The 25,906-nt window shown below is 56.9% G+C and carries 22 protein-coding genes; 8 read left to right on the forward strand and 14 right to left on the reverse strand.

All coding sequences use genetic code 11. The features are described from left to right. Window positions 1-86: 86 nt before the first annotated feature. Window positions 87-770, reverse strand: a complete 684-nt coding sequence (locus ACTG2S_RS19880) for an inovirus Gp2 family protein (RefSeq protein ID WP_274161829.1) — start codon at window positions 768-770, stop codon at window positions 87-89. Between the two features lie 635 nt (window positions 771-1,405). Beyond that, on the reverse strand, window positions 1,406-1,594 hold the full coding sequence (locus tag ACTG2S_RS19885) for a helix-turn-helix transcriptional regulator (RefSeq protein WP_042081333.1): 189 nt from the start codon (window positions 1,592-1,594) through the stop codon (window positions 1,406-1,408). 463 nt (window positions 1,595-2,057) lie between these two features. Between ACTG2S_RS19885 and ACTG2S_RS19890 the strand changes: the two genes are divergently transcribed. Continuing rightward, a complete protein-coding gene (locus ACTG2S_RS19890; RefSeq protein ID WP_429059330.1) occupies window positions 2,058-3,101 on the forward strand; it encodes a hypothetical protein in 1,044 nt (347 codons plus the stop codon). Between the two features lie 93 nt (window positions 3,102-3,194). On the opposite strand, the gene ACTG2S_RS19895 is transcribed toward ACTG2S_RS19890, so the two are convergent. Further along, window positions 3,195-4,478 carry a tyrosine-type recombinase/integrase gene (locus tag ACTG2S_RS19895; protein WP_429059331.1) on the reverse strand — a complete coding sequence of 428 codons (1,284 nt, stop codon included), beginning with the start codon at window positions 4,476-4,478 and terminating at the stop codon, window positions 3,195-3,197. Window positions 4,479-4,681: 203 nt separating this feature from the next. Here ACTG2S_RS19895 and mutS point away from each other — a divergent pair, with 203 nt between their 5' ends. Continuing rightward, window positions 4,682-7,237, forward strand: coding sequence for a DNA mismatch repair protein MutS (gene mutS, locus ACTG2S_RS19900; protein WP_439983150.1), 2,556 nt, complete (start codon window positions 4,682-4,684; stop codon window positions 7,235-7,237). A gap of 76 nt (window positions 7,238-7,313) precedes the next feature. Here the strand turns inward: mutS and ACTG2S_RS19905 are convergent, their stop codons facing one another. The 4 genes from ACTG2S_RS19905 to ACTG2S_RS19920 form a co-directional block, all read right to left on the reverse strand. Then, a complete protein-coding gene (locus ACTG2S_RS19905) occupies window positions 7,314-8,177 on the reverse strand; it encodes a patatin-like phospholipase family protein (RefSeq protein WP_201947244.1) in 864 nt (287 codons plus the stop codon). A 277-nt stretch (window positions 8,178-8,454) separates the two neighbouring features. Beyond that, window positions 8,455-9,354 carry a hypothetical protein gene (locus tag ACTG2S_RS19910; protein ID WP_201947242.1) on the reverse strand — a complete coding sequence of 300 codons (900 nt, stop codon included), beginning with the start codon at window positions 9,352-9,354 and terminating at the stop codon, window positions 8,455-8,457. Between the two features lie 74 nt (window positions 9,355-9,428). Beyond that, entirely contained in the window at window positions 9,429-10,118 is a 690-nt protein-coding gene (locus tag ACTG2S_RS19915; protein WP_041210813.1) for an LrgB family protein, read from the reverse strand. Next, the gene (locus tag ACTG2S_RS19920) at window positions 10,111-10,512 is read right to left on the reverse strand and encodes a CidA/LrgA family protein (protein ID WP_040069042.1); all 402 of its coding nucleotides are present in this window, start codon (window positions 10,510-10,512) and stop codon (window positions 10,111-10,113) included. Before ACTG2S_RS19920 ends, ACTG2S_RS19915 begins: the two co-directional genes overlap by 8 nt. Before the next feature lie 134 nt (window positions 10,513-10,646). On the opposite strand from ACTG2S_RS19920, the gene ACTG2S_RS19925 reads away from it, so the two are divergent. Beyond that, the gene (locus tag ACTG2S_RS19925; protein WP_160880602.1) at window positions 10,647-11,531 is read left to right on the forward strand and encodes a LysR family transcriptional regulator; all 885 of its coding nucleotides are present in this window, start codon (window positions 10,647-10,649) and stop codon (window positions 11,529-11,531) included. On the opposite strand, the gene ACTG2S_RS19930 is transcribed toward ACTG2S_RS19925, so the two are convergent. The 6 genes from ACTG2S_RS19930 to argE form a co-directional block, all read right to left on the reverse strand. Further along, entirely contained in the window at window positions 11,525-12,409 is an 885-nt protein-coding gene (locus ACTG2S_RS19930) for a hypothetical protein (RefSeq protein WP_416004625.1), read from the reverse strand. The two genes, ACTG2S_RS19925 and ACTG2S_RS19930, sit on opposite strands and share 7 nt — an antisense overlap. Window positions 12,410-12,593: 184 nt before the next feature. Continuing rightward, a complete protein-coding gene (ybaK, locus tag ACTG2S_RS19935; protein WP_144716002.1) occupies window positions 12,594-13,058 on the reverse strand; it encodes a Cys-tRNA(Pro) deacylase in 465 nt (154 codons plus the stop codon). A 188-nt stretch (window positions 13,059-13,246) separates the two neighbouring features. Next, the gene (locus ACTG2S_RS19940; RefSeq protein WP_439983152.1) at window positions 13,247-14,032 is read right to left on the reverse strand and encodes a hypothetical protein; all 786 of its coding nucleotides are present in this window, start codon (window positions 14,030-14,032) and stop codon (window positions 13,247-13,249) included. 32 nt (window positions 14,033-14,064) lie between these two features. Beyond that, a protein-coding gene (locus ACTG2S_RS19945) for an IS1 family transposase (RefSeq protein WP_279499135.1) occupies window positions 14,065-14,759 on the reverse strand; the annotation gives its coding sequence in 2 pieces (ribosomal slippage) (window positions 14,065-14,513 and window positions 14,513-14,759; 696 coding nt in all). Window positions 14,760-15,214: 455 nt separating this feature from the next. Further along, on the reverse strand, window positions 15,215-17,848 hold the full coding sequence (ppc, locus tag ACTG2S_RS19950) for a phosphoenolpyruvate carboxylase (RefSeq protein ID WP_069554237.1): 2,634 nt from the start codon (window positions 17,846-17,848) through the stop codon (window positions 15,215-15,217). Window positions 17,849-18,079: 231 nt separating this feature from the next. Then, the gene (argE, locus tag ACTG2S_RS19955; protein ID WP_274160597.1) at window positions 18,080-19,225 is read right to left on the reverse strand and encodes an acetylornithine deacetylase; all 1,146 of its coding nucleotides are present in this window, start codon (window positions 19,223-19,225) and stop codon (window positions 18,080-18,082) included. A 271-nt stretch (window positions 19,226-19,496) separates the two neighbouring features. Between argE and argC the strand changes: the two genes are divergently transcribed. The 5 genes from argC (at window position 19,497) to argH (ending at window position 25,143) form a co-directional block, all read left to right on the forward strand. Then, on the forward strand, window positions 19,497-20,504 hold the full coding sequence (gene argC / locus ACTG2S_RS19960; RefSeq protein ID WP_021231253.1) for an N-acetyl-gamma-glutamyl-phosphate reductase: 1,008 nt from the start codon (window positions 19,497-19,499) through the stop codon (window positions 20,502-20,504). Between the two features lie 22 nt (window positions 20,505-20,526). Next, on the forward strand, window positions 20,527-21,306 hold the full coding sequence (gene argB, locus ACTG2S_RS19965; protein WP_005336097.1) for an acetylglutamate kinase: 780 nt from the start codon (window positions 20,527-20,529) through the stop codon (window positions 21,304-21,306). Between the two features lie 25 nt (window positions 21,307-21,331). Beyond that, window positions 21,332-22,243: an ornithine carbamoyltransferase gene (locus tag ACTG2S_RS19970; RefSeq protein WP_439983155.1), complete on the forward strand. Its 912-nt coding sequence runs from the start codon at window positions 21,332-21,334 to the stop codon at window positions 22,241-22,243. A gap of 68 nt (window positions 22,244-22,311) precedes the next feature. Beyond that, on the forward strand, window positions 22,312-23,547 hold the full coding sequence (locus ACTG2S_RS19975) for an argininosuccinate synthase (protein WP_033115910.1): 1,236 nt from the start codon (window positions 22,312-22,314) through the stop codon (window positions 23,545-23,547). Window positions 23,548-23,757: 210 nt separating this feature from the next. Then, window positions 23,758-25,143 (forward strand): argininosuccinate lyase, encoded by a 1,386-nt coding sequence (gene argH / locus ACTG2S_RS19980; protein ID WP_439983157.1) that lies wholly within the window; start codon window positions 23,758-23,760, stop codon window positions 25,141-25,143. Window positions 25,144-25,217: 74 nt separating this feature from the next. Here the strand turns inward: argH and ACTG2S_RS19985 are convergent, their stop codons facing one another. Then, the gene (locus tag ACTG2S_RS19985; RefSeq protein WP_274160600.1) at window positions 25,218-25,673 is read right to left on the reverse strand and encodes a hypothetical protein; all 456 of its coding nucleotides are present in this window, start codon (window positions 25,671-25,673) and stop codon (window positions 25,218-25,220) included. Window positions 25,674-25,906 lie beyond the last annotated feature (233 nt).

A 25,906-nucleotide genomic window follows, 5' to 3' on the forward strand; every position in this document is an offset into this window, starting at 1 on the left:
TTAAATTCAAATGCTTACAAGGGCGCATTTTTATGTTTGGTGACTTATTCGCACCTTCCTTAGAGCCCATGAATTAAGTGTAAACATTACCTTATCAGTTGACTACGCCCGAAATTACGCTCACCTCGTACTTTCGAACGTAATTTAAATAAATACGCAGTCCTCTCCAAGAATTTATAAAAATTCTCGTTGTGTAGGTCAGCATCTCGGCGATCAAATCGATACTCTGCATCATCAGGGAAATGCACCAAAGATGCATAATCAGGGTATGCGAGCCTCAATGCACTACACCAAGCTTTACGGATACGCGTAGCCATGTTATCTCCATCGAAATTAGAGTAATCCCCAAGATGACCGTAATCATCTCTGTTAAATAGTAGCACCACGTGATAATGAGGGTACTGGCTTGTTACTTGCTCCTTCACCCAGATAAATCCAAAGAAGAATGGTTTACCCGTCTTACCCTTACGGTGACGTGCCGCCTGTATTTGGCTTTTTAGTGAAGCTATAAAGCGCTTAATAACCTTTTCCTCCTCTACCTCCGGTGGAAAACTTGTCGGCATGTCCGGATCATCCATAACTGGTATCTGGGGAAAGCGTAGGTCAACACGCACTGCAAACACTCGTGGGTGTTTATTCAAGAAGTTAGCGATTACCTCCACGGATGTTTTCAACTGCTCAAAAGATATTGAACCATACTTAGCCTCAGCCACAACTCGTAAGTTTTCTAGCTCGTCGGCTATTAAATGATACCCGACTTTTGATTTCATATAAGTTCCTATAGCTCGCATGGAATACCTATAACCGTTGGTTAGATACTCAGGTGACCCCACTTATCGTAAGTAATTAAGATTGCTACGTAAAACTTTACGGACAACTGATACTGTTCTCTCTTATCAAACCACTAGGTTGATATACCAACCTGCATTTAGCACTCTGTGCATTACATATACTTTGCTATGCAGATCTATACAGCTAATGGCTTATATCTGATGTACAAGCCTGATGTGCATCTGATTTGTATACACGATGTGTATATATCACATATTCTCGTTCACATACCCTGTGATACACTCTGATGGTGTATCACTCTCACCCTCGATATATCTCCTACCCCCTCTGCCTTGTTATACACCTTGTGTGTATATGTAATACTATTACCGAACTAAGTAGCCGACTAAATCACCGAAAAGAATCGTAGGTATTTTCGATAAGGTCTCGATAATACCGAGCATTAGAATAAAAAACTTACTCTGAACTTAGCCTCAACGATCAAGCAATTATTCTATGCCATAAACTTAATCTGCACAGCAGATTGACAGCCTTCATTTACTGGCTCCAAATAGACCATAATGAAACCATTAAACTTAAAAAACAGCTCCCAAAAAAGGGAGCCAAGATATTATTAGTTATGATTTTTTCGCTCCATTACCAATTTGCGAATCCAGTCTTCTACTTCTGATTTTTCCCATGCTACCGTCTTTGGCGATGTTTGGAGTTGTGAAGGGAACTTCCCTGCCTTGATTAGCCGATAGATTGTTGGGCGAGATAGCTTAGTCATCGCGATCAATTCATTTATTTTAATGAGACCCATTTTACTCTCCTTAAGTTTTTTCATACCTAAGGTGCTCTGTGTTCATTTTTACATATCCCAGACTCCATCATCACAGCAGCTTCATTGCCCCACCATTTATACTCAATAATCCACAGCCAATACCAAATCATCAACGACTCATCGATGCTACTACAGGTCTTCACATACAAGCTCTCTGTAAAAAACAATGATGAACAGACTCACACCAATCACGAGCCCCCAGTGGCAGGGGAGTTGTCGCCTGATTTTTTCACTGGGGGACGAGAGGCTACACACAACACTCTCTAACTCATAAAAAATGCATACATATCAATGAAAATCGACAAAACACTGGGCTGGGAGCCCATAAAAAACACTATTTATAGACTAGAAAAACCCTATAAAAACCCTACAATGACACTTGACTGACACTAGAAAAACACTAGTATCAAATTTAAACAATATTTAACGCGAGTGGATTTATATGAAATTACCAAGCCATGGGCTACCAATAGAAAATGAATCTAAATACCCATGGGGCGATCGCTTCAATAGACTGAAAGCTACGGAGGAAATGAGAAGATTTGCAGAATATACTCTGTATCAACTACATTTTGACACCATCAACACTGATTCCGACTCAATTTTATTAATTTTTAATGACTATTTCAAAACCAAACAAGATTATGTTGTCGCAAACTACATTCGGAAAATAGATAACGCCATCCAGTTAGAGAACACTGACGCAATCGCAGAATTTCTATTCAAACAGTTCAGTAGAAGCTGTCTAGAAATGGAGCACTTTTGCTGGATACAGGTAACGAACCAAAGAGTGTGTAATTTTGCATTCGCTATAATCAATAATTGGAGTTATTTTTTTGATAAAGACAGTGACCTTTACAAAAAAACCATCCCAAATCTTAGTCAACCAGGGCCAGCTTATTTTAGAAGCAATTCTTTTGAAGATGCAATATCATTAAGTCACATGCGTTTTACCAATAGCCACCCAAGAGCCAAAACCTCTCGTCAAAAAAAAGAAAGGGTAATTGAGTATTTTGATCGCTTAGACGATGGCATCGCTATAAAGTCCAAACACCTTCAGTTTATTGAATTGCTTTGGAGTAAAATAATTAAAAAACAAAAACCTAAAAGCTGGTTGAACTTTAAAGGATTAGATAATGAAGATTTGTTATGGATAAAAGACCAGATAGATCAAGATGACATTTTTTTAAAAATAATTGACGGCAATAGCAATGATGATATTTCTGAAGCCATTACAACTTACTTTGATTTACTCTTCATATTTAAAGAAAGTGACTGTATAGTTAAATTTGATAGACTTAAAAAATCCCTAACCCAAAAAAAATACAGAAAAAACAATCCAGACAGCAAACAATATAATTTTATCATGAGTGTAGACATTGAAAGAAAATTAAAAGAAATTACAAAGGCAAAGGGAATAAAAAGAAATGCAGTCATAGAAAAACTAATTAACGATGCGTACTGCAGTATCAATCCTGATGGGTAGTTACATCAATGTTTAAGCTAGCTATAAAAATTGTATGTTACATGGGGGCACTTACGCCCCCACGGAAAACTATATTTAATCGAGGAAAATCATCTATATCGCAGTTAATCTGTCTAAATGATCCGCCCACTTTTGCAACCACTCTTTGCACTCATCATTGTATCTGTGGAGGTTGTATGTTCCTTCTATGCCCTTTGGGGCATGACCTAATATTGCCTCTGCAATATCACTTGGACATTTCAGCTTTGCAAGCCCTGTTCTAACGGTACGCCGAAGGTCATGTGGTGTCCACGAAGGTATATCAATCATTACATTGTCTTTGCGCAGTCGCCACGCAGTTTCAGTTAACAATTTTTGAGGTATCGGCTTTTTAGTCAAAAGCGATGGAAATAAACAATCACCTGTAATTAATTTCAGTGAATGAAGAAAGTCGATAGCTTGTCTTGGAAGCTGAACATATCGCTCGGTATCAGTTTTCGTTTCTTTTAAATGGAATGTGCCATTACTTAGATCAATATCTCGCCAATAAGCACCACAGATTTCTCCGGTACGACATCCTGTCCATAACGTCATTCTGAGCACGTTTTTCTGTGGAATAGTAAAACCAGAACTTGGTAACCAGAGAAGAAATTTTTTTAGCTCTTCATCACTAAAAATTCGAGTTCCTTTTTGACATGTTAAACGCACTTTCGCTAATTTTAATCTTTTCTTTGCGTTCGTAACTGGGTTTACAAAGTGCTCATCCAGTTTGCCCGTTCCAATTGCATAATCGAAAGCAGCTGACAGCTCACGCAGAACACTACCAGCTTGCACATTCGCTCCCCGCGCAACAATCTCCATGACCAAAGCCACGATATCGTTAGCTGGCACCTCTGTGGCTAACCTCTCTCCGAATGCACGCACAGGATCGTTATAGAGAGTCCTTCGTGTTTCTGCTTGCCCTTTGGGTTTACGGGCTCCAAGTAAAATTCCTCCTTCCTTGGCATGCCGATCTTCGATGTGCTCAGTCAGGTAAAGCTCGATCATGTCAGTGATGGTAAACGGTGCAACGACTTCAGATTCTTGGTCGCGCTTGACTTTAACTGCGCTCAGCTCTGTAGCCGGACAGACACCTTGATGCCTCATGAGCTTCAATTCCTTGAACTTGGTCCTGGCCTCCTCCAAGGACATGGCAGGAAAGACACCTAAGGTGACTTGCTTTTGCTTACGCGGATTCAAAGGGTCGTTGTAGCGATAGTAAAAGCTTTTCTTTCCCGTTTTTCCACACGCTACTCGCAATCCTCGGTAATCACCGACGTCGACTTTATCTTTGTCTCCTGGCTTCATCGACTCAATTGCCTTGTAAGAAAGCGGTTTGCTATTCTGGGGCGCGGCCATCACTTACATCCTTTCATATCGTTTTTTATGAGAGCAAAAGCGTAGGTTTTCATTTCAACCACGTTCATCATCACATAAACCTACGCTTTGACCTACGCTTTAAAGCAAGATTTAGTGAGCTTTGATGAGACAAACTGAACCATGCTGAGCCTTAACAATGAAAAAGATAAGTGCAATAACAGCAACTTAATGGCGAACAGACATTGATAACAATAGAAAATTTACACCAGCACACACCTATGATGCAGCAGTACCTTGGCCTCAAGGCCGAGAACCCGGAGATCCTGTTGTTCTACCGGATGGGCGACTTCTACGAGCTGTTCTATGACGATGCCCGCAAGGCCTCCCAGCTGCTCGATATCTCCTTGACCAAACGCGGCCAGTCGGCGGGCAGCCCCATCCCGATGGCGGGTGTTCCCTATCACGCTATCGAAGGGTATCTGGCCAAGCTGGTGCAGCTCGGCGAATCCGCCGCCATCTGCGAACAGGTGGGGGATCCCGCCACCAGCAAGGGGCCGGTCGAGCGCAAGGTCATTCGCATCATCACCCCGGGTACCGTCTCCGACGAGGCTTTGCTCAGCGAGCGGCAGGACAACCTGATCGCCGCCGTCTATCACGATGGCCGCCGCTTCGGCTACGGCACCATGGACATCGGCTCCGGCCGCTTCTTCATCAATCAGTTCGAGAAAGAAGAGACCCTGCTGGCAGAGCTGCAGCGCACCAATCCGGCCGAGCTGCTCTATCCAGAATCCTTCGAATTTCTGCACCATATCGAGGGTCGCCGCGGCCTGCGTCGCCGCCCGGAGTGGGAGTTTGAGCTGGGCACCGCTCGCAAGCTGCTCTGCCAGCAGTTCGGCACCCAGGATCTGGTGGGCTTTGGCGTAGACAAGAGCGAGACCGCCCTGTGCGCCGCTGGCTGCCTGATGCAGTACGTCAAGGACACCCAGCGCACCGCCCTGCCCCACATCCGCAACGTGCGCCTCGAGCAGCCGGATCACGCGGTCATCATGGATGCCGCCACCCGCCGCAATCTGGAGCTGACCCAGAATCTGGCCGGTGGCTATGAAAATACCCTGGCCGAGGTGCTGGATCGCACCGCCACTCCCATGGGCAGCCGCCTGCTCAAGCGCTGGATCCACCAGCCGATCCGCGATCGGGTGATCCTGAAAGGTCGCCAGAGCACCATCAAGGAGCTCATCGAGCAGAACCTCTACGACGAGTTGGGCAACCTGCTGCGTCAGGTGGGTGATGTGGAGCGGGTACTGGCCCGTCTCGCCCTGCGCTCGGCCCGCCCGCGCGACCTCACCCGCCTGCGTCAGGCCTTCGCCCAGTTGCCCGAGCTACAGCGCCTGCTGGCGGACAACGAGCACGAAGCGGTGCAACAGCTGGCCGAGCGGGCCAGCACCTTCCCCGAGCTGCTCGACCTGCTGGAGCGTGCGGTGATGGAGGTGCCGCCGGTGCTGATCCGCGATGGTGGTGTCATCCGTGACGGCTTCAATCAGGAGCTGGACGAGCTGCGGGATCTCGCCAACGGCGCCACCGCCAGCCTCGCCCGCATCGAGGAGCGGGAGAAGCTGCTGACCGGCATCAACACCCTCAAGGTGGGTTACAACAAGGTGCACGGCTTCTATATCGAGGTGAGCCGCGCCAACAGCCATCTGGTGCCGGCCCACTACATCCGCCGTCAAACCCTCAAGAACAACGAACGCTACATCATCGATGAGCTGAAGAAGTACGAGGACAAGGTACTCACCGCCCAGTCCCAGGCGCTGGCGCTGGAGAAACGGCTCTACGAAGAGCTGCTCGATACTCTGCTGCCCCACCTCGGCGATCTGCAGGATTCCGCCGCCGCACTGGCGGAGCTGGACGTGCTGGCCAATCTGGCCGAGCGGGCCGAGACCCTCGACTATCGCTGCCCGACCCTCATCGACGAAGATCAGATCATCATTGAAGCGGGCCGCCATCCGGTGGTAGAGCAGGTGATGACAGCTCCCTTCATTGCCAACCCCATCCGGCTGGAGCGGGAGCGACGGATGCTGATTATCACGGGTCCCAACATGGGCGGTAAATCCACTTACATGCGCCAGACTGCACTGATCGTGCTGCTGGCCCATATCGGCGCCTTCGTCCCCGCCGACAGCGCCCGCATCGGCCCCATCGACCGTATCTTCACCCGCATCGGGGCATCGGACGATCTCGCCTCCGGCCGCTCCACCTTTATGGTGGAGATGACCGAGACCGCCAATATCCTCAACAACGCCACCGCCCGCAGTCTGGTGCTGATGGACGAGATTGGCCGCGGCACCAGCACCTACGACGGTCTCTCGCTGGCGTGGGCCTGCGCCGAACAGCTGGCGAGCAAGATTGGCGCCTACACCCTGTTCGCCACCCACTACTTCGAGCTGACCCGCCTGCCCGAGCTGATGAGCGGGCTGGCCAACGTCCACCTCGATGCGGTGGAGCACGGCGACACCATTGCCTTTATGCACGCGGTGCAGGAAGGGGCGGCCAGCCGCTCCTACGGTCTGCAAGTGGCAGCGTTGGCCGGGGTGCCGAAATCGGTGATCCAGCAGGCCCGTCACAAACTGCATGAGCTGGAGAGCGCCACTCCGGTCGCCGCCGGTGAAAGCCGCCCGGCCCCGGTGGCCCTCGCCCCGCAGCCTCATCCGGTGGTGGAAGAGCTGGAAGCAATGCGCCCGGACGAGCTCACCCCCCGTCAGGCACTGGATCTGCTCTATCGCCTCAAGCAGATGCTGTAATCAGCGACTACCGCACAAGCATGCAAAAGGGGAACCGCGAGGTTCCCCTTTTTATATTCAGCACCCGGCAAACCAGTCAGGCCACCGCCCGCACCTCTCCACGGGCCCGCAACAGACTCTGGCGCCCCTGCCAGTAACCCTGCAGATAGCCGGACTCCAGCTTGACCGGATCCTGGGTAAAACGGGAAACCATGAAATCGGCCGGTGGCGCGATCACCTCGATCTCGCAATCGGCAGGGGGATTGGCAATGAAATCGAGTGCCCGGTTGTAGGCGAGATCCCGCTCCAGCATGGCTTGCGCCAGCGCTGGCTGGGTTTTCAGCAAGGCTTTGACCATCCAGCAGAAACGGGCCGGCTTCTTGCGATAGCCCCAGGGCTCCGACAGCACCACTGTCATCCGCCGCGCCCCTCGCCGATAGGCCTCTATCACCGGAATGGAGTCGCTGATCCCGCCATCGGCCATGGGGCGACCATCGACGCAGGGGGTATCGTGCTGCACCACCGGCAGAGCGCAGGTGGCGGTCAGCACCTCATCCATGTTGTCGGGCCGCACCGGCAGATAGATGGCCTTGCCGCTCGCCACATCGGTCGCCACCGCGTAGAAGGGAATGTCGCGGGCGCAGAAAGTGTCGAGATCGAGCGGGAAGTGATGGCGACTGGCCTGCCACAGCCAGCCGATATCCACCAGATCGCCCCCTTTGACGAAACGCAGGGGATCGAGAAACCGGGAGCTGCAAGCCAGCTCGGTGATGATGTGGTGACTGCGGCGCGGCTGCTCGCTCAGATAAGAGACCAGATTGGTCGCCCCGGCCGAGACGCCTATGACGAAATCGAACGGATAGTGGTGACTTTCGACAAACGCATCGAGCACGCCGCTGGCAAAGATGCCGCGCATCGCGCCCCCTTCGACAATCAGGGCGCAAGAGTGGGAATTAAACATAACAAGGCTCCGTCAGCTGTAATACCTGCCGGGATCGATCCCGGCCCAGTGATGGACGCCTTCATGCAGAACATCAAGACGCCGCAGCAGGACGATTCAGGCTCACTCGCACAAGCCAGAAGCGGGCAGGAGCAAACCTGAACCGTGAAGCGACCCCCAGTATATGCAGCGCACCAACCTTCAAAAAATGAATTTAAATAATAAAAAACATGCCTTTTTGGCATGCTTAAGCACATCAGCAGAGACGGCCCTTTATCCGGGAACAACACCATCAGGATCAAGGCAGCCCGGGTCCGAACGTCCCGTCGACGGGGTTGTAGTGGTAGGCCCGATAATCAAAATCCACCTTATCAAGGCGCGGATTGGCCAACTCGAACAACAGGCGCCTGGGGAGCTGCGCATGCTCGAGGGAAGGTTTGAAGTGGCGCAGCCAGAGCTGTTGCAGCGAGCCATCCCGCCACGCCAGCTTGAGGCCGACCGATAGGCGGCGGATGGCGGCCTGATTATCCTTGTGGGTGTAGAAGAGGTGGAGGAAGGGATAGTGCAGCGCCACTCGCCGATCCACGGTGAGACCGGGCAGATCACTGTGCTGCTCCTGCTCGATAAAGAGCTCGTTGGCCCCGCGGCAGAAGAGGTCGATGCGACCGCGCGCCACCAGCTTGAACAGCCGCTCGTAACCGTCGATTTCCTGCACCTTGAATCCCCCATGACGCAGGATCTCCGCATCCTGCCAGCCACGTCCCTGCCCGTGCAGAAATTGCTGCAGCTCGTTCAGGGTATTGACCCTTGCCACCGCATCGGCCTGCTGCGGACTGACAAAGCAGATGCGATAACCGAGGATGCCCAGCTCCACCGGAAAGCGGACGTAATCCAGCGCTTCGCTCTCTGCGGCCGGGCGCAGACTGTCGGCCACAAACAGATTGGGGTATTGCTGAGTCTGCACAATCTGTCGCATCCGGATACGGTTCATCGGCGGCGCGGTCCGCAGCTCGTAGTCACCGAAGCTGTCGCGGGTCTTCTCCAGCGCCAGCTGCAACAGATCGCGAAAATAGAGGGTACGCAAGTCCCGATCGCTCTCGGGGCTGATATGAGTGATGACGTCGCTCGCCCGTAGGGGAGTGGCAAGGAAGGAAAGGCTGCACAGCAGCAAGCAGGAAGCGAGGCGATGAAAGGTCATACTGCTCATCCCGGAAATACACGCTCACTAGAGTGTAGCGCCGGGACGAGCCGCCTTCTAAAGGGAAGCCAGGCCTACCAGAACATCCGGCCCAGCAGGGGCGCCAGCAGCACGGTCACCATACCGGCGATCATCATCACCATGCTGGAGACCACCCCTTCTTCGTTGCCCATCTGATAGGCCTTGGCGGTACCGGCACCGTGGGCCGAGGCGCCAAAGCCCGCCCCCTTGCCGAGACGGCTGCGAATGGCCAGCACGGTGAGCACGCTCTCCCCCACCGCCATGCCGATGACACCGGTGAGCACCACAAACAGCGCGGTGAGGTCGCTCTGACCGCCGATGGCGCGGGTCGCCTCCACCGCAAACGGCGTGGTGATGGAGCGCATCGCCAGACTGCGTTGCAGCATGTCGGAGAGATCCAGCCAGCGAGCCAGCAGCACGGTACTCCCCACTGCCATGATGACCGAGGCGACCACCCCGACCGACAGCGACAGCCAGTGGCGGCGAATGAGCTGGCGGTTCTCGTAGACCGGCACCGCGAAGGCAACGGTCGCGGGGCCCAGCAGCCAGAGCAGCCAGTGGGATTCCGCCATGTAATCCTGATAGGGGATGTGGAACAGCAGCACCACGGCCACCAGCAGGGTCGGCGCCAGCAGCAGCGGCATCAGCGGCAGGATCCGCTTTTTGCCGTAGAGCCATTTGCTGGCGTAGTAGAAGAGCAGGGTGAGGGCGAAACAGATCAGCCCGAGCAGGGTATCAGACATGACGGCGACTCCGGCGGGCCAGTTTCAGTTCGAGGCGGTAAACCCGATCCACCACCAGTGCCGTGGTGCCGAGTACCAGAGTGGTGCTCACCAGCAGCACTACCATGATGCGCCACCCCTCTTGCAGCAGCAGATCCTGATAGTTGACCACCGCGACTACGGCGGGCACGAAGAAGAGCAGCATCTCCGCCAGCAGCCAGCGAGCCCCCGCGCTGAACCACTCGGCCTTAACCACCCCGAGCAGGATGCAGGCCAGCAGCAACAGCATGCCGGTGAGGTTGGCGGGCAGCGGCAGATGGAGGGTACGCACCGCGGTATCGGCCAGCAGCCAGATGGCGGCCAGCAACACAATCTGGAAGGGAGTCTGTAACCAGCGCAAGCAGAGGGCTTTCATGATCATCGTCTTTCTGTGAACCGGCTCACAGTATAGAGTTGAGCAAAACCTGCCAGAAATGAATTAAAATTATCAAATTCATGCCGCATTGGCATACTTCATCCCGTACCCGCCAACACGAGACGAGAGAGTCCATGGATATTCGCGCCCTGCGCTATTTTGTCGAACTGGTGCGGGAAAAAAGCTTCACCCGCGCCTCTGAAAAGCTGTTCGTCACCCAGCCCACCATCAGCAAGATGATCCGCAATATCGAAGAGGAGCTGGGCCAACCCCTGCTCAACCGGGAAGGGCGCCGCTTCACCCTGACCGACAGCGGCCAGGTGCTGTTCAACCGGGCCCAGACCATCTTGGCTGAGATGCAGCAGCTGGAGGCCGAACTGGCGGATCTGCAGAGCCTGCAACACGGTCGCCTCACCCTCGGCATTCCCCCCATGGTGGGTCACGTCTATGCAGATCTGATCCGCGCCTACCGCACCCGCTATCCCAAGGTGGAGCTGATCTTGGTGGAGTACGGCGGTCGCCGCATCGAACAGGCGGTGCTGGAGGGGGAGCTGGATCTCGCCATCACCATGCTGCCGACCAAAGAGGGAGGCGCCCTCAGCGCGCTGGAGCTGGATCAATACCCGATCCGGGTGGTGCTGCCAGATCAACCCCGCTGGCATGGCGAGGCGCCGCTGCGGCTGGAGTCCCTGCAAGAGGAGCCCTTCCTGCTCTATACCCAGGCGTTTACCCTGAGCGAGCGACTGGAGCAGGCGTGTCAGGAAGCGGGCTTTGTGCCTCAGGTGGCAGCACGCAGCAGCCAGTGGGATTTTCTCACCGCCATGGTACGCAGCGGCATGGGGGTCGCCTTCTTGCCGGAGCCGGTCTGCAACCGGCTGACTCCGGATGGTCTGGTGCTGCGGCCACTGGAGCCCGAATTGAGCTGGCGACTCGGGGTGATCTGGCCGAGCGAGCGCTATCTGTCGCGCACAGCCGAGGCCTGGCTGGCCCTCTGCCGCCAGCGGCAGGCACCTCAATAATCGCCGAAGCGATCGGTTTGCGGATTGTAGAAGTAGGGGCGGTAATCGAAGCTGATCCCGTCGAGGAAGGGATTATCCAGTCGCAGCAGTCGGCGCTGGGAGAGTTTGGCAAAGGCGATGGCCGGGCCAAAGCTCTTGCGCCACAGCGCCTGTAGCGAACCATCCTGCCACGCCAGCTGCAACCCCCGCTCGACCCGCTTGAGCGCCTCGCGATTGTTGGGATTGGTGTAGAAAACCCGGGGCAGCGGGTAGTAGATCAACAAGGCATCATCCACCAGCAGATCCGTCATCTCCTTGTGGGTAAGCTGCTCGCTGCGCAGCTCGCTCACCCCGCGGCAGAAGAGATCGAAGCGGCCCCGCGCCACCATTTTGAACAGCTTCTCGTACCCCTCCACTTCCACCACCTCCATCCCGGCGTAACGCAGGATATCCACATCCAGCCACCCTTTGCCCTGACCGAAGGTGAACTGGCGCAGCCCCTTGAGGTCGGTCACTTTGCTCACCGCCGCCTTTTGCTGCGGGCTGACAAAACAGATGCGGTAGCTGACGATGCCCAAATGGATGGGAAAACGGACATAGGTAAGCCCCAGCTCCTCGCGGGTGCTGCTGTAACTGTCCATTACAAAGAGGTTGGGATAGCTGTCGAGCTGCATGCTGAGCCGCTCGCGCGCCTTGGTCATGGGCGGCGCAGGCTCCAGTAGATAGTCGCCAAACTGGTCGCGGGTCTTGTCGAGGGCGAGCCGCAGCAGCTCCCGATCATAAGTAGTGCGCGGATCCCGCTCGCTCTCCGGGCTGATATGGGTAAACCGGGTGGCCGCCTGTCCGGTCAGCGACAACATGCAGAACAGAGCGGCAGCCAGCAGATGCAGGGGTGACATAAACCGCGCCTTGGCTGAAAGGGTACTTTCAGTGTAGCCCTGAGCGTGGGTGCCCCACCTTGGCGCGGCCTATGACGAGGATAAGCAACACGACAAACAGGGGGACACAGGCAGATATCCTCACGAGTCACATCGCCCTCGGGCCGCCACAGGCCCGGAGAGCAGGTTCACACCGTGCCCGGTACTACTCTTCGCCGATAGGTGCGGCGATCCACTTCATCAGCGTCAGCATATCCTGCGGCGCCACGCCGACCGAGAGGCCGCGCTTGCCGCCGCTCACCAGGATCTCGTCAAACTGCAGCGCCGACTCATCCAGTACGGTGGGCAGCAGTTTCTTCTGGGCCAGCGGGCTGATGCCGCCCACCTTGTAACCGGTCAGCTTCTCCGCTTCCGCCGGTTTCATCATCTCCACCTTCTTGAGGCCGGTCGCCTTGGCCAGCTGTTTCAGACTGCACATGCCGGATGAGGGAACGATGGCCACCACCGCCTGCTTGTCGTGATGGGCAACCAGAGTCTTGAACACCTGTGCCTCCGGCAGCCCGAGCTGGGTCGCGGCATGCTTGCCGAAATCGTCGTGGGCTTCGCACTCGTAGGGGTAGAGCTTGTGGGGGATTTTGAGCTTCTTCAGCAGGCTGATGGCAGGAGTCATGATGGTTGCCTTGAATCGAATCGCATAAAAACAAGGCCAAACAGTCTGCGCCTGCATGGCGGGGGATGCAAGCCGGAGCGGCTACGTTGAATGTCGGGAAGCAATCGTATCTTTCTCTTCACCCAAACAAGTAGGGCCCCTAAAATCCACTCATCACAATGGCAAGCATCATCTCCTAGACTGATGACTTAATGACGAGAAACATCCAACACAAACACGTCAATTAGCCCCAATAACTCTGCGGGGAGTTTTTCTTCAATATCTATTTTCAGCATTTCGGCAGATTCAATTCCGTGCTTCTTTCGTCCTGCAACCTCTTCATTCGCACCAAACCAGATAACTAAAAATATTCCTTGCTGTTCGGCATCTGGGTGGATGGAATAACGCTCATAGAGCTGAGCTGATGCGGCCTTGTAAAGTTCTCGATGCCATTGCCCTTTTACCTCAGTCACTAATAGGCGCCTCTGACCAGCAATAATTTTGGTGAAAGTGAAATCACTCCGATTTCGATCCTTTAGCTGATGTTCTGGCGTGACTGTGATGTTTTGCGGCTCAAGGCGCAACTTGATACGTTCAGCAATGATCTCGGTTGAACGCACTTCATCCAACCTTTCACCTTTCTCGTAAAAGCGCTCTGCTGAATTGAACTCTCCCCCATAGATATGTTGTTGATATCGGTGCAATTCATAAAGAACCAGCTTGCGTAAGCCCTCCACTGTGACGACTTCATTACCATCCAGCAACTTGATAATTTCATGTGGCAGCGGAGGTGTGAAGTCTCGCAATGCCCTCTTCCTAATTAAGGAGGCATTAATACTCTGCAAGTCCATATGGAAGTCAGAAAAGCGAAGGTCAGAAAGCAACAATCTAATGTATGATGCTCCATCATCTGTATTGAATGACCAGAGTAATTCTTTTAAAAAGCGATAGGCTTTCTCATCTGCTGGACTGTCACTTCCCCAACCACTAGGCAACTCTACCTTTGGCCATCGGGTAATGACTCCAATCAGTTGAAATGGTGTCTTTCTATAAAGGCACCAATCACTTTCTCGTGGAGCTCAACGGAACGAGAGAAGCAGATGGTCTTGCGAGCCAATCGCTTGATGCGCGTTCTGAGCGTCAGGTTGTTACGCTCGATACGCTGGGTGAATATCTTCCCGGTCAGATGCATCTCGCTCGGCACCTCTCTGGCATAGCTTCCCCAGTCATCACTGGTGATAAAGCCTATCTGGAACGGAGAAAGCAGGCTCAGCAACCGACGGCATGTCTCATCGTTGCGTGGGCCAAAGGTATAGGCCACGACTCGTTTTCTCTTGGTATCAAAAGCATACCAAAGCCAATGTTGATGCTGTTTGTTGCCAACATAGGCCCACTGTTCATCAAGTTCACAGATAAGCGCCACGTCATAGAGCACCACCTTTTCGGAGGTTACTTGCCTTGGGGCGAGTTTTTTAGGGTGCGTATGACGGTGTTGATGCCAATCTTGAGGATGCGAGCAGTATCACGAACACCTGAGCCGTTGAACGCCATATCAACAATCTTGTCTTTGACGCCAGGCTTGCGGGCTTCATAGGTGTAGGTGAGCTGAAACACGTGCGGACAGACGGGGCAACGATAGCGAACATGGCCAGCAGGGGTCTTACCATGGCGATATACGTGGTCAGAGTTGCAACGAGGACAGTGAACGGGGATGGATGCCATGAAGCTGTCGGTCTCAAAAGAGTTCATCATATCAACTCAACCGATCGGATGCATCACCGTCGAGCGAGCGGCGCCGGGCCATGGATGGCCCGTCGCCGCGTGCCGTCGGACAAGCGGGTGAGCCGAAGGAACCCGACAACGTCGGGCGAATAAGCGGGGGAGAAGACCTTTGGTGACTTTGGGTCTTTCCAAAGTCACTCGCCCCGGCCCGAAGGGCGGGCGAAACCCCTTCGAGGCCAGCGGCCTCGCGTCCTGCACGGCGAAGCCGTGCCAATCCACCATCCCCACACAAAAAAGTGGACGATTACGCCTGACGGCTAATCGACCCTACGATTCCATAGCAACCCTGGCGGACAATGTTCTTACAGCAACATGGCTCAAACCGTCCCTGTAGATATGACAAAGGGCGCCGGGGCGCCCTTTGTCATTGAGGGGGAGCTTGATAGCCCCGACTATCAACCGGTGTTGCGCATCCCTGCGGCAATACCGGCGATGGTGACCATCAGCGCCTTGTCCAGCTCGGGGTGCAGGGTCTCCGGGTGGTTGCGGGAGCGGTTGAGCAGCTCGGCTTGCAGCACGTTGAGCGGGTCTGTGTAGGGGTTGCGCAGCTTGATGGACTCCTTGATCCAGGGCTGATCCTCCAACAGATCCCCGCGCGGGCTCAGTTTCAGCACCACCTCGATGGACTCGGCGAGCTCCTGACGCAGCTGTTTGCCAAGGCCCCACAGCTCCTGCGGCACCAGACGGGTGTCGTAGTATTCGGCAAGCCAGACGTCCGCCTTGAGGAACACCATCTCCAGCATTTCGAGACGAGTGCGGAAGAAGGGCCACTGGGCGCTCATCTCTTCCAGCACCGCCAGCTTGCCGCCGTCGATCGCCTGCTGCAGCGCCTTATGGGCACCGAGCCAGGCTGGCAGCATCAGGCGGTTCTGGGTCCAGGCGAAGATCCACGGAATGGCGCGCAGGCTCTCGACGCCGCCGTTGGGCTTGCGCTTGGAAGGACGGGAGCCGAGCGGCAGCTTGCCGAGCTCCATCTCCGGGGTGGCGGCACGGAAGTAAGGGACGAAGTCCGGATGACCGCGCACGATACTGCGGTAGTGCTCGCAGGAGTCGGCGGCCAGCTGTTCCATCACCTCGCGCCAGCACTCTTTCGGCTTGGGCGGCGGCAGCAGGTTTCCTTCCAGCACGGCGCTGGTGTAGAGCTCCAGACTCTTGATCGCCACTTTCGGCAGACCGAACTTGAAGCGGATCATCTCCCCCTGTTCGGTGGTACGCAGACCGCCGCGCAGGGATCCCGGCGGCTGGGAGAGGATCGCCTGATGGGCAGGCGCACCGCCACGACCGACGGTACCGCCACGGCCATGGAACAGGGTGAGGCGAATATTGTTGGCTTCGGCAAGTCCCACCAGGGATTCCATGGCGGCGTACTGGGCCCAGCCGGCGGCCATCATGCCCGCATCCTTGGCAGAGTCGGAGTAACCGATCATCACGTACTGACGGCCCTGAATGTAGCCGCGATACCAGTCCACCGAGAGCAGACGCTCCATTACGGCGGTGCCTGCCATCAGGTCATCCTGGGTTTCAAACAGCGGGGCGACCGGCATGCGGAACTTGCAGCCTGCCTCTTTGAGCAGCAGTTGCACCGACAGCACATCGGACGGCGCACCTGCCATGGAGATGATGTAGATACCGAACGCATCGGGGTCGTGCTCGGCGATAACCTGACAGGTATCCAGCGTCTCGCGCACCTCGGCGCTCGGCTCCCAGTCGTGGGGAATGAGCGGGCGACGGGAGTTCAGTTCGTTAAGCAGGAAGGCCTGCTTGTCATCTTCGCTCCACTCGGCGTAGTCACCCAGACCCAGATAGCGGGTCAGCTCGGAGAAGACCAGCCCGTGACGCTCGCCATCCTGACGGATATCCAGCTTGACCAGATGGATGCCGAAACAGGCGACCTTGCGCAGCACGTCCAGCAACATGCCATCGGCGATATTACCCATGCCACAAGCGTGCAATGAGTGGTAGCAGAGCTCCAGCGGCTCGCGCAGCTGGGCGGTGGTCTTGACCAGATCCTGGCTCTCGCTCGCCTGGCCCTGCACCTTGGCGGTCAGGTGTTCCTTGGTTTCGCGCAGCGCTTCACGCAGCTCGCGCACCAGCGCGCGGTAGGGCTCAGGGTGATCGCCAACGCGAGCACGCACGGCGTCGGTACAGTCGGACATGGAGAGCTCGGAGGTGAGCTCCTTGATGTCTTTGTAGAACAGGCTCACCGCCATCCAGCGGCCCAGCTCCAGCACTTCGGCAGTCACCTTGGCGGTGACGAAGGGGTTGCCGTCGCGGTCACCGCCCATCCAGGAGGTGAACTTGACCGGCGCGGCATCCAGCGGCAGCCGCACACCCAGATGGTGTTGCAGACGCTCGTCCAGATTGCGCATGAATTCGGGAATGGCGGGCCACAGGCTGTTCTCCACCACGGCGAAGCCCCACTTGGCCTCGTCGACCGGTGTCGGGCGCTGTTCGCGGATCTCGTTGGTGTGCCACGCCTGATTGATCAGCTGTTCGATGCGGTTGAGGATCTTGTCCCGCTCGCGGGGCAGCAGGTCGGAGAGCTCCAGCGCCTCGAGGCAGTCGTTGAGCTGCACGTGCTTGTGGATCAGGGTACGGCGGGTCACCTCGGTGGGGTGAGCGGTCAGCACCAGATCGATATCCAGCTCGCGCACGGCCTGAATGATGGCCTCTTGCGACAGGTTGGACGCTTTCAGTTTGTCGAACATCTGCTCCAGCGGGTCTGGGGTGCAGACCTGCTCTTCGCAGCGACGGGAGATGGTGTGGAACTGTTCCGCCACGTTGGCCAGATTGAGGAACTGGCTGAAGGCGCGGGCCACCGGCAGCAGTTCATCATCGCTCAGGGTGCGCAGGGTATCGAGCAGACGTTCCCGGTCTGATTCATTGCCCTTGCGGGAGGACTTGGCCAATTGGCGAATGGTTTCGATCTTGTCGAGAAAGGCCTGACCCTGATGATCCTTGATGGATTTACCCAGCAGCTGACCCAGCATACCTACGTTGGCGCGTAGTGCGGCGTACTTTTCGTTCATTCCACATCCTTATCTTGTTGGTGCCTGACACCCATTCGGGGTGCTAGACGACCTCACTTATTGTTGTGCGATTACAACATATGCTCCGTCATCTTAGGGTGACAATCTACCCAGATTGTCTGCGCAAGGTCAAATAACAGGCCGATTCAGAACATGTATTTCCATCACCACTCCACAACCGGCTTGTTATGTAACTTACTTACAGTTTTTACGCCCCTTTCACCGCCGCCGCTACAGGCAAAAACGTCTGATCAGGTGCTGCAACACCGAGGTGGTCGGCTTGACGAAGGAGAGGTCGAGATACTCATCCGGCTGGTGCGCCTGGGTGATATGACCGGGGCCCATCACTATGGTCTCGCAGCCAAGCTGCTGGATAAACGGCGCCTCGGTGCAGTAGTTGACCGACTCGGCGGCGCGACCGCTCGCCTTCTCAGCTTCGCGTACCAGCACAGAGTCATCGGCGCAGGCGTAGGCGGGAATGGGCTCATGCAGATGCTGCAGATGCAGGCAGCCCGGCTGGTGGATCTCGATGGGCGACAGCGCCTCTTTGAGCATCCCCATCAACTCATCCGGCCCCACCTGCGGAGTGGGTCGCAGGTCGATATGCAGCTCGCAGCAGCCGCAGATACGGTTCGGGCTGTCACCGCCCTGAATGTAACCGAGGTTCAGGGTTGGCTGCGGCACGGCAAAGCGGTGGTCGGCGTAGCGATCTTTCAGATCCTGCTGCAAGCGCAGCACCTGTCCCATCGCCTTGTGCATGATCTCCATGGCGTTGACGCCGTTGGCGGGATCCGAGCTGTGACCGCTCTTGCCGGTAATGCGGATCGCCTCCGACATATGTCCCTTGTGGGCCACCACAGGCACCAGCCCGGTCGGCTCGCCAATCACTGCATAGTCGGGTTTCAGCTCGGCCGCCGCGGCGATGGCGCGGGCCCCCGCCATGGTGGTCTCTTCATCGGCAGTGGCGAGAATGCGCAGCGGCTTGGTCAGCTTGGTGAGGTCAATATCTTTGAGCGCCTCGACGATAAAGGCGAAGAAGCCCTTCATATCGATGGTACCGAGACCATAGAGGCGGTTGCCCTCTTCGGTCACCTTGAAGGGATCCTTGCTCCAGCCCCCCTCATCGAACGGCACAGTATCTGTGTGACCCGCCAGCAGCAGACCGCCCTCCCCCTGACCGACCGTCGCTACCAGATTGAACTTGCCCGGCAGGTCGGGGAGCGCCGTCACCTCGCACTGAAAACCGAGCTGACCGAACCAGTCGGCCAGCAGCCGGATCACCGCCTCGTTGCTCTGATCCCACTTGGGATCCGTGCTGCTGATAGAGGGAATCGCAATAATATTCTTATAAAGTGAAAAAAAATCCAGATTGGCCATCAGCTCCTCCTTGCGTCCCCGGAATGTTTCTGTTAGAAAATACAAATGCAAAGTGAGTGCATGAATATTCTGTAATTTTACCTGAATATCTGGCTCATCAACAAAGGCTTCTAGTTGTAAGGGAAAGTTAATGTTCTGTCACCTGATCTATAACCGACGACACACACCCGCCTGAATTGCCCCTCCGCACTTGTGCAAAGGGGCGATCGAACACCCTTGTGCACTGCAGCGTCATGCTGTGAATCTCGAACTCTGACTTGGAATATTCAACATGCTTAACACCGTTATCGTCGGTGCCAGTGGCTACGCGGGAGCCGAACTGGCCGCACTGGTACAGAACCACCCACAACTCAAGCTGTTCGGCCTCTATGTCTCCGCCGGCAGTCAGGATGCCCACAAGCGCTTCTCTTCCCTGCATCCCCAATGGGTCGGCGCCCTCGATCAGCCGCTGCTGCCGCTGGACGACGACGGCATGACCCGGATCCTGACCCAGGCCGATCTGGTGCTGCTGGCCACCGCCCACGAGGTGAGCGCCGAGCTCGCACCCAAGTTTCTCGCCAAGGGGCTGCCGGTGTTCGATCTCTCCGGCGCCTTCCGGGTCAAGGATCAGGGCTTCTACGACAGCTTCTACGGCTTCACCCACGACAGCGAGCAGTGGCTGGATCAGGCCGTCTATGGCCTGGCGGAGTGGAATGCCGATGCCATCGCTACCGCCCAGCTGATTGCGGTGCCCGGCTGCTACCCGACCGCATCGCTGTGCGCCCTCAAGCCGCTGCAGCAGGATGGCCTGATTGCCAAGGGGTGGCAGCCCATCATCAATGCCGTCTCAGGGGTTTCCGGCGCCGGGCGCAAGGCGGCCATCAACACCAGCTTCTGCGAAGTGAGCCTCAATCCCTACGGCACCTTCAATCACAGACACCAGCCGGAGATCAGCCACCACCTCGGCAAGGAGGTGCTGTTCCAGCCCCACCTTGGCAACTATGTGCGCGGTATTCTGGCCACCATCTATGTGCAGCTGGCGGACGGCGTGACGCCGACCCAGGTGGATCAGGCCTTCCTCAAGGCTTATGAAGGCAAGCCGCTGGTGCGCCTCACCGGCCAGATGCCCTCCATCCGTGGCGTAGCAGGCACCCCTTACTGCGATATCGCCTGGCAACAGCAGGGCAACATGCTGGTGGTGGTGTCTGCCATCGACAACCTGCTCAAGGGCGCCGCCTCGCAAGCCATGCAGTGCATAAATATCAAATTTGGTTTTGAACCGGCCACCGGCCTGATTTAAGGACTTAGGAAGGATCTCGAACATGGACAAACAGACGTTGGTAATCAAGCTGGGCGGCGCCCTTATCGAGAACGACGAGGCGCTGACCGCCCTGTTCGCCACCCTCAAAACCTTTCTCGACGATCAGCACCGCCCGCTGGTGTTGGTGCACGGCGGTGGCTGTCTGGTGGATGACCTGCTCAAGGGGCTGGGTCTCACCTCCACCAAGAAGAACGGCCTGCGGGTAACCCCGTTCGAGCAGATCCCCTTTATTGCCGGGGCGCTGGCAGGAACCGCCAACAAGCAGATGATGGCCAAGGCGATCGCCACCGGCATTCCGGCGGTGGGGCTCTGCCTCGCCGACGGCGGCCTCTGTCAGGTGACCCAGCTCGACCCGGATCTCGGCGCGGTCGGCGAGTGCAAGCCGGGCAACCCTGCGCTGGTGGCGGGCATCCTCGGTCAGGGCTTCCTGCCGGTAGTGAGCTCCATCGGCATCACCGCCGAGGGGCAGCTGATGAACGTCAACGCGGATCAGGCAGCCACCGCCATTGCCGAGGCGCTCGGTGCCGATCTGGTGATGCTCTCCGACGTGAGCGGCATCCTTGATGGCAAGGGCAAGCTGGTGCCCCAGCTCGACAAGCTGACCGCGCTGGATCTGATGGAGAAAGGGGTGATCCGCGATGGTATGGCGGTCAAGGTAGAAGCGGCCCTGCACGCTGCCGAGACCCTCGGCAAGCCGGTCTGTGTCGCCAGCTGGCGTTACCCGGATCAGCTGCTCAAGCTCCTGGCTGGCGGCGCCGTCGGCACTCAAGTGGCCATTTGATCTCCACCGGAACAAGGAACATCCGATGCAACATCTTCTGAAAGACAGTGATCTGAACAAAGCCCAGATTGAAGCGCTGATTGCGCTGGGCAAAGCGGTCAAGGCCGACCCGAAGAAGTACAGCCAGGCGCTGGCGGGCAAGAGCGTGGTCACCCTGTTCGAGAAACCCTCCCTGCGCACCCGGGTCACTTTCGACATCGGCATCGCCAAACTGGGCGGCCACAGTGTCTATCTGGATCAGCAGAACGGCGCGCTGGGCAAGCGGGAGTCGGTGAAGGATTTCGCTGCCAACCTGTCGCGCTGGTGTGATGCCATCGTCGCCCGGGTGTTCGATCACCAGACCCTGGTCGAGCTGGCGGAGCACGGCACAGTGCCGGTAGTGAACAGCCTGTGCCATCTCTACCACCCCTGTCAGGGGCTGGCCGACTTTATGACCATTGCCGAGCACTACGACGACCTGTCGAAGGTGAAGCTTGCCTACCTCGGTGATGGCAACAACGTCAGCCACTCTCTGCTGCTGCTGGGGGCGACCCTCGGCACCGACGTGACCCTGATCTGCCCGAAAGGCCACGGCCCGGATACCCAGATCTTCCTGCAGGCGCAGGCGCTGGCGGCCAAGTCGGGGGCAACCATCCACATCAGCGATGACGTGGCAGATATCGAAGGGTTCGACGTGGCCTACACAGATACCTGGGTCTCCATGGGCGACAACACCCCGATGGAGCAGGTCAAAGACCTCTTTATGCCTTACCAGATCAACCAGGCCCTGCTCGACCGCACCGGCATCCAGCACGTGCTGCATTGCCAGCCGGCTCATCGGGAGCTGGAGATCACCTCGCAGGTGATGGATGGCCCCGCCTCCCTCATCATGGACGAGGCCGAAAACCGGATGCATATCCAGAACGCCGTGTTGCTGACCCTTCTCGGCAGCAAGTAACGCGGCACTCAACCTGAATCACGACACTTTTATTGAATCATCATCGAATCATCACGGAGAGAAGTAACATGAGCGGAATCAACAAGATCGTACTGGCTTACTCGGGTGGACTGGATACCTCGGCCATCATTCCCTGGCTGAAAGAGCACTATGACGCCGAAATCATCGCTTTCGTGGCCGACGTCGGTCAGGAGCGCGATGATCTGGAAGGGATCGAGCAGAAGGCGATCGCCTCCGGCGCCACCAAGTGCATCATCAAGGATCTGCGGGAAGAGTTCGTCAAAGAGTACGTCTACCCGACCCTGAAGACCGGCGCCGTCTATGAAGGCACCTATCTGCTGGGCACCTCAATGGCCCGTCCGGTGATCGCCAAGGCGATGGTCGAAGCGGCGCTGGCGGAAGGGGCCGATGCTATCTCCCACGGTTGCACCGGCAAGGGCAACGATCAGGTGCGCTTCGAAGGTGCGGTCGCCGCGCTGGCACCCCAGCTGAAAGTGATCGCCCCGTGGCGGATCTGGGACATGCGCTCCCGGGAAGATCTGCTCTCCTATCTGGAGACCCGCAACATCCCCTGCAAGGCGACCCTGAAGAAGATCTACAGCCGCGATGCCAACGCCTGGCACATCTCCACCGAGGGTGGCGAGCTGGAGAGCACCTGGAACGAGCCGTCCGAAGCGGTCTGGCAGTGGACCGTACCGGCCGAACAGGCACCGGATCAGCCGGAGTACGTCAAGCTGACCGTGGCGCAGGGTGAAGTGGTGGCCGTGGATGACCAGCCGCTCAGCCCGCACCAGATCCTGATGACCCTGAACGAGCGTGCCGGCAAGCACGGCGTGGGCCGCATCGACATCACCGAAAACCGGATGGTGGGCATGAAGTCCCGCGGCTGCTACGAAACCCCGGGCGGTACCGTGATGGTCGCCGCGCTGCGCGCCGTGGAAGAGCTGGTCTTGGATCGCCCGACCCGCGCCTGGCGGGAGAAGCTGGGTGCCGAGTTCTCCCATCTGGTCTATGACGGTCGCTGGTTCACTCCGCTGTGCAAGGCGATCCTCGCCTCTGCCAACGCCATCGCCGAAGATCTGGATGGTGAAGTGGTGCTGAAGATGTACAAGGGTCAGGTCACCGCGGTGCAGAAGAAGTCGCCGAACAGCCTCTACTCCGAAGACTTCGCCACCTTCGGCGCCGACGAAGTGTATGACCAGAGCCATGCCGAAGGCTTTATCCGTCTCTACACCCTGGCCAGCCGGATCCGCGCCATGAAGGAGCAACATCAGGCTATCGGTGGCGATCACACCCACGGCTAAGCAAGCGCGATAACCCGTTGATTCCGTTGAGGGGGCATGGCCCCCTCTTCTACAGGCAGAGAGCATAGCCCCCTGACCCATCATCGGCGGTGTGACAAGAGCGGCAGCGCCTCGGCCGCTTCTGTGAGATAACAGACTCGCAGAAAAACTGGGCACGATTTCAAGCTCGGTGGCCAGGGCGCCACCGACAACGCATTCAAGGAGAGCAGTATGGCACTTTGGGGTGGACGCTTCAGTCAGGGAGCCGATAGCCGGTTCAAGCAGTTCAACGATTCGCTGCGGTTCGATTACCGGCTGGCGGAGCAGGATATTCAGGGCTCCATGGCCTGGGCCAAAGCGCTGGTGAAGGTGGGCGTGTTAACCGAGGGTGAACAGGGCAAGCTGCAGCAGGCGATGGAAGTACTGCTCGCCTCTGTGCAGCAGGATCCCCAGCAGATCCTGAGATCGGACGCTGAAGATATCCACTCCTGGGTCGAGAGCCAGCTTATCGCCGCCGTCGGCGATCTTGGCAAGAAGCTGCACACCGGCCGCTCGCGCAATGATCAGGTCGCCACCGACCTCAAACTCTGGTGCAAGGCGCAGGGTGAGCTGCTGCTCGGCTCCATCACCGCCCTGCAACAGGGGCTGGTGGCCTCCGCCCGCGCCAATCAGGCCGCCGTGCTGCCGGGCTACACCCATCTGCAGCGGGCCCAGCCGGTCACCTACGCCCACTGGGCGCTGGCCTATGTGGAGATGCTGGAGCGGGATTACTCCCGGCTGCAGGATGCCCTCAAGCGCCTCGACACCAGCCCGCTCGGTTGCGGCGCACTGGCGGGTACCGCCTACGCCATCGACCGCGAAGCCTTGGCGCTGGACATGGGCTTTGCCGGTGCCACCCGCAACAGTCTGGATTCGGTCTCAGATCGGGATCACGTGGTGGAGCTGATGCATGTAGCATCCCTCTCCATGACCCACCTGTCGCGCTTTGCCGAAGATCTCATCTTCTACAACACCGGCGAGGCTGGCTTTGTCGAGCTCTCCGATGCGGTCACTTCCGGCTCGTCGCTGATGCCGCAGAAGAAGAATCCGGATGCGCTGGAGCTGATCCGTGGCAAGACCGGCCGGGTGGTCGGCGCCCAGATGGGCATGCTGATGAGCCTCAAGGCGCTGCCGCTGGCCTACAACAAGGACATGCAGGAAGACAAAGAGGGGCTGTTCGATGCCCTCGACACCTGGCACGACTGCCTCGACATGGCGGCCCTAGTGCTGATCGATCTGAAGGTCAATGGCGAGCGCACCATGGCGGCGGCGCAGGGGGGCTACGCCAACGCCACCGAGCTGGCGGACTATCTGGTGGCCAAGGGGATTCCGTTCCGTGAAGCGCACCATATCGTCGGTGAAACCGTGGTCTTTGCCATCAGCGTGGGCCGCCCGCTGGAGGAGCTCTCCATCGGCGAGTTCCAGCGTTTCAGCCCGGTGATCGAGTTCGACGTCTACCCCAATCTGGAACTGGAAGCGACCCTCGCCAAGCGGGTCGCCAAAGGCGGCGTCGCCCGCGAGCAGGTAGAAGCGGCCCTTACTGCCGCAGAGCAGTGGCTGGCCAAACGGGTGGGTTAATCCACGGTAATAGTCATCCGAAATAGAAAGAAAAACGGCAACCTCGGTTGCCGTTTTTTATTGCTCACCACAGTTCAGGCGCTGGCATTGAGCAGTTTGCCCACACCCTCCCCCTTGCCATTGGGCAGGGTCTGTTTAAAGGTGCCGAGCAGCTGATCGAGATTGAGATTGCTGGCACCGAGGGAATCCTTGAGGGTATCGAGCTCGCTTTGCAGGGCATCGAGGCGGGTGCTCTGGGTGCCGCTCGCCAGCTGGTTGCGGGTGCTATCGATGGCGGCAGGGAGGGATTGGCCGCCATTTTCCTGCCCCAGGGTCTGCATCAGCTCCCCCATAAAGTGGTTGATGGCCGAGCGGTTCTGTTCGCTATCGGCATCCTTGATACCGAGTCGCTGGAACAAGCTCTGGACAGTCGGGGCAAGGCGATCCTCCTGTACGGCAGGCTGCACAGGCTCAGGTTTGCTACTGCTGCCAAGCAGCTGGCTGCCCAGCTTGAGGGCGATCGAGGCAAGGGGAAGCAGGCTGCTGATCATGATATCTCTCCGCGACAACGACCCTTGATGGTGTTGCCAGGAGGAGTGCATAAGCGGGGCCAGCACGATGATAAAACGCACCGCACCGGCTAATCCCTTGAATGGCTGATCTATTTATTCAACCAGCACGCAGGAGATAGCCGAGCGCAAAGGGGAGTCAGGCGGCCAGTAGCTGCCGCCACGGGCGGTAGTGGCAATATGGTGGCAAAGCGTTTTGCCGCCCACCCGAGCCG

This window comes from Aeromonas sp. 82P (assembly GCF_051919365.1).
GTDB classification, from domain to species: domain Bacteria; phylum Pseudomonadota; class Gammaproteobacteria; order Enterobacterales; family Aeromonadaceae; genus Aeromonas; species Aeromonas veronii.